The sequence below is a fragment of the Escherichia sp. E.sYA108 genome, assembly GCF_011754335.1.
Classification (GTDB): Bacteria; Pseudomonadota; Gammaproteobacteria; order Enterobacterales; family Enterobacteriaceae; genus Escherichia; species Escherichia coli.
The window spans coordinates 35,043-48,356 of record NZ_JAAQVZ010000002.1 but is presented as its reverse complement, the minus strand read 5'-3'; the positions used below and the strand labels follow the sequence as shown (position 1 = coordinate 48,356).

17 protein-coding genes are annotated in these 13,314 nt (G+C 40.4%); all 17 read right to left on the bottom strand.

Annotation, left to right across the window (positions count from 1 at the left end):
• Positions 1-782 (bottom strand): phage tail protein (locus tag HBM92_RS24845; protein WP_313885082.1); only part of this gene is annotated, 782 nt, incomplete at its 3' end.
• Positions 783-812: 30 nt separating this feature from the next.
• A complete protein-coding gene (locus HBM92_RS24840) occupies positions 813-1,394 on the bottom strand; it encodes a phage tail protein I (RefSeq protein ID WP_000763348.1) in 582 nt (193 codons plus the stop codon).
• The gene (locus HBM92_RS24835; RefSeq protein ID WP_000174657.1) at positions 1,387-2,511 is read right to left on the bottom strand and encodes a baseplate J/gp47 family protein; all 1,125 of its coding nucleotides are present in this window, start codon (positions 2,509-2,511) and stop codon (positions 1,387-1,389) included. The genes HBM92_RS24840 and HBM92_RS24835 overlap by 8 nt, the downstream gene beginning before the upstream one ends.
• The gene (locus HBM92_RS24830; protein ID WP_016265986.1) at positions 2,508-2,828 is read right to left on the bottom strand and encodes a hypothetical protein; all 321 of its coding nucleotides are present in this window, start codon (positions 2,826-2,828) and stop codon (positions 2,508-2,510) included. The genes HBM92_RS24835 and HBM92_RS24830 overlap by 4 nt, the downstream gene beginning before the upstream one ends.
• Positions 2,825-3,292, bottom strand: a complete 468-nt coding sequence (locus tag HBM92_RS24825) for a phage tail protein (RefSeq protein WP_000635200.1) — start codon at positions 3,290-3,292, stop codon at positions 2,825-2,827. The genes HBM92_RS24830 and HBM92_RS24825 overlap by 4 nt, the downstream gene beginning before the upstream one ends.
• The gene (locus tag HBM92_RS24820) at positions 3,289-3,909 is read right to left on the bottom strand and encodes a phage baseplate assembly protein V (RefSeq protein ID WP_000998643.1); all 621 of its coding nucleotides are present in this window, start codon (positions 3,907-3,909) and stop codon (positions 3,289-3,291) included. The genes HBM92_RS24825 and HBM92_RS24820 overlap by 4 nt, the downstream gene beginning before the upstream one ends.
• A 2-nt stretch (positions 3,910-3,911) precedes the next feature.
• Entirely contained in the window at positions 3,912-4,913 is a 1,002-nt protein-coding gene (locus HBM92_RS24815) for a phage late control D family protein (protein ID WP_000944895.1), read from the bottom strand.
• Between the two features lie 200 nt (positions 4,914-5,113).
• Positions 5,114-7,906, bottom strand: coding sequence for a phage tail tape measure protein (locus tag HBM92_RS24810; RefSeq protein WP_000157872.1), 2,793 nt, complete (start codon positions 7,904-7,906; stop codon positions 5,114-5,116).
• Between the two features lie 154 nt (positions 7,907-8,060).
• A complete protein-coding gene (locus tag HBM92_RS24805) occupies positions 8,061-8,342 on the bottom strand; it encodes a phage tail assembly protein (protein ID WP_000450805.1) in 282 nt (93 codons plus the stop codon).
• 9 nt (positions 8,343-8,351) lie between these two features.
• On the bottom strand, positions 8,352-8,873 hold the full coding sequence (locus HBM92_RS24800; RefSeq protein WP_000070729.1) for a phage major tail tube protein: 522 nt from the start codon (positions 8,871-8,873) through the stop codon (positions 8,352-8,354).
• A 16-nt stretch (positions 8,874-8,889) separates the two neighbouring features.
• Positions 8,890-10,353, bottom strand: a complete 1,464-nt coding sequence (locus HBM92_RS24795) for a phage tail sheath family protein (RefSeq protein WP_000542268.1) — start codon at positions 10,351-10,353, stop codon at positions 8,890-8,892.
• On the bottom strand, positions 10,353-10,643 hold the full coding sequence (locus HBM92_RS24790) for a hypothetical protein (RefSeq protein WP_001284547.1): 291 nt from the start codon (positions 10,641-10,643) through the stop codon (positions 10,353-10,355). The genes HBM92_RS24795 and HBM92_RS24790 overlap by 1 nt, the downstream gene beginning before the upstream one ends.
• The gene (locus tag HBM92_RS24785; RefSeq protein WP_000609135.1) at positions 10,644-11,129 is read right to left on the bottom strand and encodes a hypothetical protein; all 486 of its coding nucleotides are present in this window, start codon (positions 11,127-11,129) and stop codon (positions 10,644-10,646) included.
• Positions 11,126-11,470, bottom strand: coding sequence for a hypothetical protein (locus HBM92_RS24780; protein WP_001083981.1), 345 nt, complete (start codon positions 11,468-11,470; stop codon positions 11,126-11,128). Before HBM92_RS24780 ends, HBM92_RS24785 begins: the two co-directional genes overlap by 4 nt.
• A complete protein-coding gene (locus tag HBM92_RS24775; RefSeq protein ID WP_000113177.1) occupies positions 11,470-11,862 on the bottom strand; it encodes a hypothetical protein in 393 nt (130 codons plus the stop codon). The genes HBM92_RS24780 and HBM92_RS24775 overlap by 1 nt, the downstream gene beginning before the upstream one ends.
• On the bottom strand, positions 11,863-12,906 hold the full coding sequence (locus HBM92_RS24770) for a major capsid protein (protein WP_001132883.1): 1,044 nt from the start codon (positions 12,904-12,906) through the stop codon (positions 11,863-11,865).
• Positions 12,907-12,926: 20 nt separating this feature from the next.
• A complete protein-coding gene (locus tag HBM92_RS24765; protein ID WP_001209256.1) occupies positions 12,927-13,310 on the bottom strand; it encodes a hypothetical protein in 384 nt (127 codons plus the stop codon).
• Positions 13,311-13,314 lie beyond the last annotated feature (4 nt).

The following is a 13,314-nucleotide window of genomic DNA, read 5'->3' as shown; positions in this document are numbered from 1 at the left end:
TTAACAGCCTTTGGCGTTGCCGCAAGCGTTTCAGACGTGCTGTTGGTGGCGCTACTGAGCTGAACTATCCCTTTCCGCGCAGTGGTCGCGTCCTGTGCGGTGTATTTAGCGTTAGCCAGGTCATATGCTGCCTTAACAGCCTTAGGCGTCGCAGCAAGCGTTTCAGACGTGCTATTGGTGGCGCTGCTAAGTTGAACAAAGCCTTTTGAGGTTAAAGTTGCATCAGGATGATTACGTGATTGCTCATGTTTCACAATGGCTTGCTTAAGCCGCTTTGCTGAAACAGCAAGGGAATCATCTGTACCTGCATCAATTTCTTGTTCATTAGCAAATCTTGCAACCCCAACAACAGTTTCGGTCGCGGGAGGATTAATAAACTCAACATCACCAAATATAATATTTTTAGTATCAAGAGTCTTGATTGCTATGTCACTTGATATTAAAGCAATAGTAGATGATGCTTTATTTATTATTGCTTGTTCTTGCGAGTATACAGCAAACAACGTTCCCTTATTTGTATACAATCCTATTGTATGGACAACATACTCATCTTTACTATCATCCTTCGCCGTTACATGAATTGTATCAGGGGAAACAACTTTGCCACCTATTGTGGTAAGTCGTTTTATTTCGTTTGTTATATTTGTTTGTGAGGTTGACGTGACATAATATCTACCACCTAAACCAACAGAAACAATCTCAACTTTATTTGTTCCTGTTTTGTTGGCATTAACCAACTCCTGACGCCCGGCGTCAGTCATCGTAAATAATAATTTACTCACGCTTAATTCCTTGAATAAACAAATTGCGAATTAACACTCGCCAATTAATCGTATATAAGACACAGGCTGACAAGCACCAACAATACCGACACCACCAGAAACATTGGCTGCTTGCGAAAATGTAAATAATGTTCTTGCCGACTTTGCGCTCTTGATACTTCTTAACGTATCTTCCAACATCTCTTTCGAAGGAACGGCACCATCAAAAGAGTTAATCGAAGCAACAATTGAGGCTGTATATGGTTCGCCAGGTGGTGATGTTTCAAACCATTCTATTATGTTTACCTCTCCACCCAAGCTATTTACTACATCTTCAACCGCTGCCCTTGTACCCTTTATTCGCTTTGTTCGTATTATTGATTTGAAAACAGAACGCTTTAACGATACAGGCCAACTATCCCTCCATGTATCAGCATTCCATTGCCAAGCTAAATGATCGAGGACAACTGAATCCAGGTTATCAACAACGCTATATATTTCTGTCTTATATATTAAATTGTTAATTGCTTGTAGTTCATCATCGATAGCTTTCGACATAGCTATCACGTTGGGATCGCTAGCTAAGTTAGGAGGTAAAACATCCAACAAGCTAACATTAAAGATATCAGCCATCCTCTAACCCCGCATACTGGCAATTTATATTTCTCTCTCTGGCGACCTGTGTCTCTCCAACCACAGTAAAAACAGGACTTGATATTTCTAATCTTTTAGCCCCAGCATTTTTTAAACGTTGAATAATTTCATCTGGATTTATATCTCTTCCCATAACCGAACGTTGCCATTGTTTATACTCATCAATAGCTTTCTCAACCTCACTTTGAATTAAAGTTGTTCTGTTTTTGTCCGATGAGTTAATCCAGTATTTAATTATTATATCGTATTCAATGCTCTCTGGTTTCTTAACAAGAACTTTATCTGTGAATGGTCGAATATTAGTTGCAGAGAGAACGCTATTTATCTGCTCTAATAGTTCATCAGAAGGTATATCTCCGTTCTCTAACAAAGAACGGATTTCTACAATTCCGGGCGATGGTGTATATACATTCACATCTTTTATATTCTGATTGGCTGTTCTTGTCCAATATTTATAAGAATCCTCCGGCCCTGCTGTAGACAGTTTTTCCGGCGACAGTTTTATTCTTTCAGCATAATTATCATCTGACTCCGTATCAGCACCAGAATTAGATGTTGTTACATTCCTTACGCTGGAAACATACGGCAACGGAGTCACCAACTCATTTATTTGCCCTGGTAAAAAGCCATTCCCAGATAAACCAGGTATAACAGCATATCCTGAGACTGTACCAACTGTTTTCCCAGCAGGTATTTCCAACAAAATATCTGTTTGGAAAATAACACCATTTCCAGTTGAAACTTGAGTGCCAGCAGGTATTGTATATATCCCCGATAATTTTGTTGACAGATTAAACTCAAATGTAGTCAAGGCAGATTGAGCTTCCAGCCTAGGCGTATCCGTCAGATAGCCTATATGGTCGAGATATTCACCTTCACCATATGTAAGAAGGTTTTGTTTTGCAGAAAAATCGATAGCTTTTCTTTGCTGTATAATAATCTCACACAATGATAAGATGAATAATCTACGTGGATCAGCAGGTGCTAATGTTTCACCTGTTATACTCTCAAAAGCCCTGATTGAACGAGTTGTTATATCAGTCGGGTTAGAATCTGCGAAAGTAATATCTGGCAAACCACCACGCGGCAACGTCATTCTCTAACTCCTATCACAAGTTTTGGCCTAATAAAACCATCAGAAACGTCCGTTCTTTCAAAAGTAACAGAATGGATAATCGCTCTAGGCTCAAACTCACTAATTTTTTGAATTATTTCTCGTGTTGCTGTAGCAATAAAAATTGGACTGGGGCTATCAACAAGACTTGAATTAACTCCTAATTTTCTGGCATATGGTACAGTGCCAATCTGAGTGTTAATAATAGTAGAGACATTTTGCAAAACTTCTTCTACAACTGTTTTGGGCGACCAATCAATCGAGTAAGAAGGTGATAATATGGTAAACGTATTATTCATAATAATTTACCTAACGCACTTCTAGTTTTTGACTCTATATTGCCAGCAATATCAACTAATGCTTCTTTCAGAGAGGTCTGTCCGACTTCCTGTAATTTAATGCCGACGATAATCACTCGCGGATTCCCAGTTGGACCGAAATAAGTCCATGATTCCTCTATATCTGTAATTATAAAATTACCAAAATACTGAATACCAATTACAACAGGATTTACTTCCTGAATTGATTGCATCGTCCTAAGTAATGAAAGCGCAGCCAATGGAACAATGCCAAGTGTTGTATCCAACCGCATATTAAAACTAACTTCATCCAGATCTGGACCTATATCCTCCAGAACAGGTTTAAGCCCAATAACATCATGGCGCGCTACACGACGCTTTGACGTCCTTTTAAAATTGTTGAACGTATTCACTACTATTGATGAGGCAACAAAAGGCATTGTACCAAGCATACCCACAATCATGCCTGAGCCTCCGTTGTCGGAGCGTATTCCCCCTGAGCTGTGTGATGGTGGCCTTTAGATTTAATCCCATCAACATCTATATCACCACCAACAACCTTAACATTCCCAGAAATTGTAGCTGCAACACCTCCAGCAGAAGATCCTTTCATTCCACCTTTGAAGGTTAGTAATCCTTCAACTGTAGCATTTCCGGTAATGATGGTTTCTGGAGCATCAATAGTTACGGTTCCTGTAGCCTTAACGGTTACATCTCCGACAGCATCAACAAGGAGTAAATTAGATTCTCTGTCTATCTCAATACGAGTTCCGTTATTAAATCTAATTACGCGTTTATTAACAGTATTAGATGGCGGCTTCTGTGTTTCATCATAAAAACTACCAAGAATAAAACCTTGTTGCGGCCCTGCGGGATGAAAGATACACAAAACTTGCTCACCAATATCTGGCATCCAGTAATCAGCATTCTTATCTGTATTTTTCACAATAACTGATAACTTTGCCGAAGTGACGTTATCCTGATCATCGAAAGTAACTCTTGCTGTAACATCACCATCATCAATATCAGAAACAACGCCAACTCTTATAGTCTGACGTAATAATGTTTCTAAATCATTCATAATTAATACCCATTAATTACTCTTCGGACATCAATCGAGGTGGTATAACCACTAGCCCCAATTGAATGCACAGCTTTCGATATAAGATATTTTCCAGAAAATGAACCAAATCCGTCCAGATTTATAGTTACACCAGCTACCAATCTGGTGTCTCCAACCAAAACTAAAGATCCGGTATTTTGATATCTATTTTTAAGCCGCAAAGCAGCCTTTGCCTTACGTTTTGCTTCATCTAAATTAGCTACCAGTTTTCTTATCTTAAGATTCGCCCCTTCTTCTACGGATGGATCTACCCAAGTATACGAAAGCGACTTTCTTTTTTTAGGTACGCGATATTTGCACGTGCAACTTTTATACAAATCTGTAGATTGTGTGCTAAAGCTATATCTGATTATCTCATCAATACCTAACGTAAGCGTAGCGATAGGATCTTTTTGCTCAAACATCTCTTGAGCAAATATTATTAATTGGCTATCAGTGACCTTTAACGACACCCCTTCATCCTGGCAAAGTCGATGGAGAAATTTTAAATCGCTTTCCTCCATTTGATCTTCACGCGCATAATATGGATTACTATCACCATCAATAAGAAACAACAGTTCAAGGTTAGCTAATTTAGCTATAGAAGTCGCTATATCTTTAAGAGTTGTTTTTTCCCATGCATTACTTTTTAAATCACGTCTAATGCCTGATGAAACAGGAACAGAAACAGCAGTCACCTCAACAACAGAAGGTGGTCCAGAGCAAGTTATGCCATCCACCTGGAATTTCCCACACTCAAGGACGATTTGATTTATAGGCTTAAAGCTCAAATCAATAAAATCACCCTTTTTAGGTGTCCAGTCTCCAGACCATTTCCCATCATCATTTTTTAATATAATGGAAATATCATCGACCTGACCATCTTCATTATCTGTATAAGACATTGACAAAACATCAGGTGACATATGAGCGGTAATATTTACATTCTGATATACAACATCAAAAAGCGTTTTACGTAACACTATTGCGTCTCCACGGAGGCAAATTATTTACTGATATTGGCATAACCGGAGCATCAGGAACTTTAAGAATAATTCCCGCAGAAAAAAGCACCGTAAAGCGGTGCTCAGTATTAGCATCAATAAGAAGATAAGACAGGTACTCATTACCATACAACTTTAACGCGATACTATCCCATGAGTCCCCTTGAACCGTTCTATAATCATCCAAAACTTAATCTCCGTTGTTGGAACATATGAGCACTCAATTTCTTCTCAAAATCAGAATATCCCGCATCTAATGCTCTTTTAGCTGCCGCCTCAGTTTCCTTTGGTGAACCAGCCGGAAGATTGATTACAGGTGAATAGGTTATTCCACCAGTCACAGCGTTAACGTTCTGGCGAGGTCCAGAAGTCCCGGCGGCAGATATCCCGTGAGGTGATAAATTTGATTGCCCGAACTTGGTTGCTATTGCATTCTGTAAGCTGTTATTCCTGCTAACACCTGATGCCAGAGTAGTCATTATTGCACCACCTGACTTTGTTAGCTGTGAGAATGGACCTTTTTTCGCGTCAGAGAACGGTAAATACTCACGTACAGAAGAAAAAACGCCTTTCACTTCATTAATTAAAGCATTTGCTTTTGATTTTATCCCAGTGATTAACGTCTCAATTATTTTTGCACCTGACTCACTCCAGTTTATTCCAGATAAATAAGCCGTTACAGATTGGAATGCTCTTATAAAGAGTCCAACTGGTGAAAAACGCATAAAAACAGATACCAGTGTATCTATGATTTTCTTTCCTGTTTCGCTCCAGTTAACACCAGAAAGATAATTTTTTACATATTTAAACGCTTTAATTAATAACGGAAGCGGAGACATCCATTTAAAAGCACTAATTAATGTACTGTAAATCTTTACTCCTGCCGAACTCCAGTTTATATTGGAAAGATAATCCCATGCTTTACCAAACATGGATATAATCCATCCATTGAGATCAAAGTTTAAGATAAAGTTTTTTATAGTCTCAAAAGACTTAACAGTGTAATCCTTAATAGCAGGCCAAACTTTTGATGCACATTCTTTTATTTTATCCCAATTCTGATACAACAATATACCTAACGCCACAATGGCTGATATGGCCATCTGAATCCACCCGAAAGGGGTTAGCTTTGTCGCTACAGATAAAGCCAGCATAGCTACCCTACACGCTATAACCACACTTTTCATGGTTAGAAACGCACCTGCCGCCATCACAATCTGAGAAACAAAATTGGGGTTGTTAGCTACAAATTCACTGATTTTTGTAATCAGCGGAACCAAAACACTAAGCGCGGCATTTAAAGCAGGTTGCAAGGCCTGACCAAAACTTAATGATGCATTGCTAGCCTGAATACGTAATTGTTTCAATCGCTCCGCATTATCTTTCGTTATGTTGGCAAAATCGCGGTCAATAACAGCACTTCCAGCTCCAAGAGATGTTGCTTTGATTCTCTGGTATTCCTTCCAGTTTTGAATCATCGGACGAACAAAGTTCTGAACCTGCATATCGCCAAATAGCTCACCAAGTAACTTCTGATCTCCGTTCTTAGTCATTTTCATGACAGAATGCATTGCAGCTTCGAATGGATTCTTCCCTTTTTTCTGCGCTGTTGTGACAATTTTATATAAATCTACACCGAAATTTTTCTTTGCTTTTTTTAGTGTTTCAGGGGAAAGTATTTTCGCCAAAAAGTTGTTCATATTATTAGCAGCCTCATCCGAAGTTGCAGCACCTTTGCGAGCTATCTGCAAAGCTGCCCCCATCGTCGCGGCGGCTTCTTTACCTCCCATTTTTAATGCCTGGAACTGAGCACCAAGCACAGGAAGATTTTTGGCCATATCTTTAAATTCAAAGTTTCCCTCTTTCCCTGCCTGAACCAGAATCCCCATTGCAGACTTCATTTGAGATGGATCAATCTTCAATGAGTCACTTAATGTAAATGATGCTTTCGAGACATCGAGGATATCAGAGCCAGTAGCTGTAGCTGTTCGCCCAATAGTTAGTAGATTCGCCTGAGCCTCTTTATAATCCTGCCCAGCAGCGACAAGAAAACCCTGAGCGGCCTGAATATCAGATGCAAACTGGTTGGTGGCCGTTCCGGTAACAAGCATCGCCTGCCCCATCGCCTGAACTTCTTCCGGCTTCATATCTGCCGTAAGACCAATCATTTTGTTTTCACGATTGAAATTTGCTGCATTGTTAGCAGCAGCAAATGCACCAGCCGCTACAGCACCAGTTTGTAATCCTGACCTTACAAGTTGACTCTTTGCCTCACCAAGATGCTCTCGCTTCAATTCACGCTGCCTTTCCAACGCGCGGTTTAACTCCTCCTGAGCACGTTTTACTGCAAGAACATTTTTCCGTGCTTCAGCCAACGCATTTTTATAGCTGTTAATTTTATCAATACGTTGTTTTTCTAATGCCCGGTTAAGTTCCTCCTGCTGTTTTTTCACTTGCTGAACATTTGCTCTGGCTAAAGCCAAAGCCGTTCTGTAGCGGTTAACCTGCTCAACGCTACGGGCCTGAGCCTCACGATTACGATCAATGCTGGCTTTAAGCTCTTTCTCTCTTGAGGCCAAAGCTCTGGCAGATGTATCAGCTCCCTGATAGGCAGACTTTAAAGCGGCCAGTTCTTCACGCTGAGAACGTAGTGATGCTCGTAAATTCGATGAATGTGTTTTTGCCTTCTCAAAGTCACGAAGCATCGCTCTGGTTGGATTGGCCGTGTTTTTTATTTGCTTCTGTAACTCTTCAACGCGAGCGGCAGCTTTATGATATTCGAGGGCAGTCTGTCCAACCTTTACTTTTACAGATTGTAGCTTTTGAATTTCCCCATGTTCTTTCGTTAATCCAGCAAGCTCGGCATTTAATTTAGCAACAGCCTGATTAGCTGTAGTAAAACTTTTGGGGAGAGAGGCGGCAACTTTGCCGCCAATTTCAAAAGCCAGCTTAAAGTTCTTATTGCTGGCCATTAGTATTAATCCTCATTAAACACGTCAATCCATGCGACGATTCGCCTCAACCGAAGCGAAAGCCAGTAGGATATAGGTGTTGATTGAGATGATTGAGATAGAGAACTCGCGGCCCTCATTATTTGCTTATCAATAGGTTTTTGCTCATCAAAACCTACGAGAGCAAAAAATTCTGTACCTTTTGACAAACTTTAACAAAGTCTTTCGCTGGTAATCCATTCAGATACTCTATTGGACGACCAATACAGCGAGCAGCCAAGGCTGCATGGACTTTATTATCAAGTGATGTTTGAACTGAAACATGCCCTTGAGATTGCAGTAAGTCCGATACCTCTAAAATATCACTGCCTTTTAGGTTGTCTAAATCAAGGTTGAGTTCAGTCACCGGCTCAAAGTCTTCAAAACGATATTCTTTACTTAATTTAACGGTTTCCATTTTGTCACCTTATAAACCTAAATCATCACGAACGCTTTTTAATATATCTTCACCATCAAAGATACAAATAAAGTTCAACTTATCAATTTCCAGGACTTCTTTCCCATCAATAAATAATTTGATATAGAGAACTTCAAATTCATTCTCTGAATCAGTAGCCTTTGCCACCTGTAGCGAACCTAAATCCAGTTTTTTAGGATTTAGCTTCATTGAAGCCCGAATAGGAACCGTTTTATATTTTCCTGTTCCTGCATCATAAACCTGCTGGCTACCGCGAAAATCTACCTGATGCGATGAGGATAGAAATAATTTTGTACCAGCAGAGGTCAGAGTTCGCCATTTAAGAGAGACAGTCATTGGTTTGAAATGCCCCAGCGTTCCGCTCTCAAGCTCTCCAGCGATACCTGCACCACTAACAGTTTCTGTCATCATCTCAATTGATGGCAGCTTTGCGTCAGCAACACCGATAATACGGTTTCCCTCACCGTATACTGTAAAGTTAATAAGTCTCTCAGGAATTTGATTGCTCAAAGCAACCTCCTATTATTTATTCAGAAAACAAGTTCAGCAGATAATCAGGATTATATTCCATGACGAACTCAATATCTCTGGCAGGTGAGAATGGTGTCATTTTTACATGGAATTTAACAATCCCGTCCATTAATGACGTAATCGTGTTTTCAGACTGATCAAAGGTAACAACACCACCTGCAATATCCTGATTACCTGTGAGGCCGTTAAGCCAAATATTCGCACTTGTAACAATCGATTCAATTAATCGACGGTTTGCAGGATTGTCTATTTTTGACCAATGCGAAAGAATTAACGTATTACCCACCCAGTTAAACATACGTCGGCAAACACGAAATGCGTCTTTGGGGTCTGTAGATGTTGGATAAATAGCATTACGGTTTCCCCATGATTTCCAACCATCAAAATTAAGGCTTGTTACAATCCCCTGTCCATTTAAGTAGTTTGCCTGGCTAATGTTAAGCCATACTTCACTGCCATCTTTACGTACAGCACCGTCCATCTGTAGTTTTATATTTGACGGAGAACGTGATGGAATATCACCATACTGACTATCCAGCAAGCATGTTGCGGCCGCTAAATGGGTTGAGTGATGGTAAATATTGTCACCAAGTTTCACCATCGGCCAGCACACTGTCTGGTTAGCGGCCATGTGATTATTGTTCTGTTTCCATTCAGGAACAGCCGAGTAATCACTGATAGTAGATTTATCGGTCGGCGCATCCGTTATAGCTTCTGCTTTGAACAATTCACTAATCAGCGCGGCTTTAGCCGCCATTAGCTGACCAACTTCACTATCAGAACTAAATCCAGGTGCAATCACTTGTCCAGGAACTAACTTGAAGCGGGGATACACATCTGACAGTAACTCAAGCCCTGTATTGGCTTTAGTGTTGGAATCCACACCACCGATAATGTCATTTTTAGTTACGGCACCGGGATCAAGATGCGTATAACTAACCTTAAGAGTAGCGTCTTTTTCGGTAATTTTTCCTCCGCTAATAGCTGTAATGACCGTATAGCCATTATCATCCAGCGCCAGCACATAATCGGTATCAACCGTTAACCCAGGTGAATCACCATCTGCTTTTTTCACAACAACAGATTTATATAAGACACCATCGTTAGAGAGCGTACCTTTCCCGCCAGAAAGTTTTACTAACTCATCAGTAACGTCTTTCTTATGCTTTGCTGGATCAAGCACATTGATAAATACAACTGGCGCAACACCATATATTCCAAATGCGACTTTAATTACTTCGCTTAAAGTATATTTCTCGAAGTTTGTGCTATATCCTATTTTAGATACGGCCTCTGCGTATGTATAAGCAATGATAGGTTTATTTACCGCTGAGGCTGGATCTTCTAACTGATTAACAGGAGCCGTACCAAATGCGACAATCAACCCAGCACTAACTTGCACTGGAGGAGTTATAGATGTAGCCAGTTCAGATATATAAATACCGTGGCGATATCCCATTATTTAATCTCCATGATAGAAGAAGAAACTCTAGAGTACATTACATACTCGACACTGGTTTTATCAGAAAGTCTTTTCTCTGCATCTGCAAAATCACTGGTTGCCACAAACAAACACTTTGCACCAGGAATATGTGATATTAATTTTTTACACTCTGGAGATAAGCCATTCTTAAATAGTTTATGCTTCAAAATTGAGAGTTGAGGGATTGTTGGTCCTATATATACAAATGTTTGAGCAACATCTTCCTTCTTTTCTATATCTTCTTTACTACTTTTCTTATTAGCCATTTAGATAAACTCCTGAGACTGAATATTCTGAGGCTTTAATACTAGCCACGTTCCAGTTGCTTCCGTTATCCAATATGGATACGGTTGATCATCAAACATTCGCCATCTGATATCGCCCTGAAAGAGAAATTTCTCTTCAAGTAAAGGCTTCTCCTGAAAATGAAACATCATCCTTTCAAGAAGAGCCATTACCCATTCATATCCAGTATGGTCCTCACAAAAACCACCTAGAAGAAACTTAACCTTAACTTCATCCGTTTCAGGCTGCATTCCTCCTTCCGTGGGCCTGATAATCACATGAGGAAATTCTGGCGGTTTATCTGGAGATGGTTGTGATTTAGGAGGCAAGTACCCTTTAAATATTGTTGGAACAAACAATTTAATATCGCTGTCTGTTTCATCATAAGGAGGTCCCTGCACTAATAAATCATGGGAAACCTCATGTTCCAACCGATTTTTTATTGCATCTATCAAAAGATTAATCAAATCGGCATTCCTCTGTTAGTATTAACAGTGAGAGTTATTTCCAATACACCAACATTATCTGATACTTCATTAACAATATAATTTTTACCGTTGATTTTCATTGACTGGTCTTTGACAGGGAGAACAGGAAAATCTTTTCTTGAAACAAATAATATTATTTGCCCCTGATTTATTCCCTCTGCAAACTCAGCATATGAGCGTTTATTCCGCTCATGAATAAGGTCTGTATCAATAACGGCAAGGATATCCTTGCCGTCTATGTTATATGTATCGGCAAACTCTTTTTCATTGAGGAATATTGCAGAAATATCTTGCGCTATAACCTCTTTGAAGGAGTTCATTACTTCTTATTACCTTTTTTTTGCGTTGATTTTTTCGCATTACTGGTATCAGAAGTAGCTACAGATTCAGATGAATCATCAGCAACCGTTTCCTCATTGCCGCCATCATCCTCAAACTCAACCTCGAATACACAGCTACCCGCCTCCGTTCGCGTAATCAACCCCGCGTCCACAGCATCATTAACAGCAGATGCGTATCCATGCTCAAAAGCTAACTTAGCAGCATCATAGCCCCCAGCCGATGCCAAATCACCATCCTCTTCGGTGGCAATAGCATGTCCTGACGCAATCAGTTCGGCAATTCTGGAGTTATCCATTAGCCCATTAAGCAAACGGCCCGCTTTTAGCGAGCCGTGGCTTATCGTATCAATGTTTTTAATCAGTCTGGCCATTTAAACCACCTTAGCCACCAGATAGGCATCAGCCACACCAGGATTAGGCAGTGGAGATGACTTCATGGCAACATAACGGCCAGCCGGCTTACGAGTTACCCAGGTGTCTGGAACTCGTGGTGACTCAACAATCGTTAGAGTCTTTTCGGCGTCATCTACAAGCTCTACAGCACCATACAGCATCGTTCCTCGACCAGGAGAGCCAAAGAGGATCTTATCTTCCGGTACTAATGGTTCTGGTTTTCCTGTTTTATCATTGCGAATAAGTTCGTCGTAACCATAAAAATCGACACCTTCAAGATTGCCATAATGAGTTACGCCTTCTTCTAACTCCTTAGGCTCAATATACCCAAGCTCTTTTCGGCGATTATCAAGATATTTAGTTACTGCTTCATTTTTAACGAAAGCATCAACAACTTTTGCGCCCATTACGGCAACACGAGGTGTAAAACCTGAAGTTAGTGATACCCGACGTTTCCAGTTGCGAACATTTACTAACGGATCTGAGTTTGCTGCACTCCATAAATCATCACCTGTCAGTTCAAGATATGGTTTATCTCCTTCCTCTTCAGGCCAAAAATAAACTGTGTCATCCACTCCTTCACCAACAATATCAACCTGCCCCGTAAACAAGACTTGTGCACACATCCATTCTTCACGGCGGTTAACCATTTCATCAAGCTCAAGCAAATCTTTACCTAATTGCTCGGCGGCTCGTTCTGCTGGCGATTTTGCGTTGTAAATATTCTCACCCGGAAGCCTGTTTAAAAGCAGCTCGGCTGTTGTTACCAAATCAGGTGCAACAAGTGGTGGCTCCAGAGTTCTCGTTACAAAGCCGCGTCGCTCAACGGTTTTTGAGCCAAAACCTTTACCAACAAACGGAGCCATAGTACGGCCACCGCGAACAAAATCCAGATCAACTTTCTTTGTATTAAAGGTCTGAACACCAGGAAAAAAGGTACGAAGAAGAAAACGACGAGCCTTGAAATTCTGAATAACAGGCTCAAGCATTGTACGTCGTTCAAAAATATCAATATTCGGCATAAAAATACGACCTCTTTATATTATGCAGATGGATTTTGTTGTGCGGTATTAAGGAATATCCCAACCTTCCGACAAGCCAGATATACATCGGCAATCTTTGCTGATTCAGGAAGGATAACTGCGTGTGCATTGAACATTCCGGTCAGCCATGCTGTTCCAACTTGCGCTGAATCAGTCGCATCAATACTATGTTGAGCGATACAATACGGTTCTTTTGCCACCCCCTCACCAGAGAGATTTATTGGTGCCACAGTGACAACATTTGTTGTCTGATCAATACTGACAAAAGCAAGCAACTCACCTCGATTTACTTTACCGCTGGCAAGTTTAATACTTGTTGTAATTGCTGGCATACCACCAGAAATAATCAGATTATCTGGTTCAAATGAAAAAGACTCTCGCATAAAC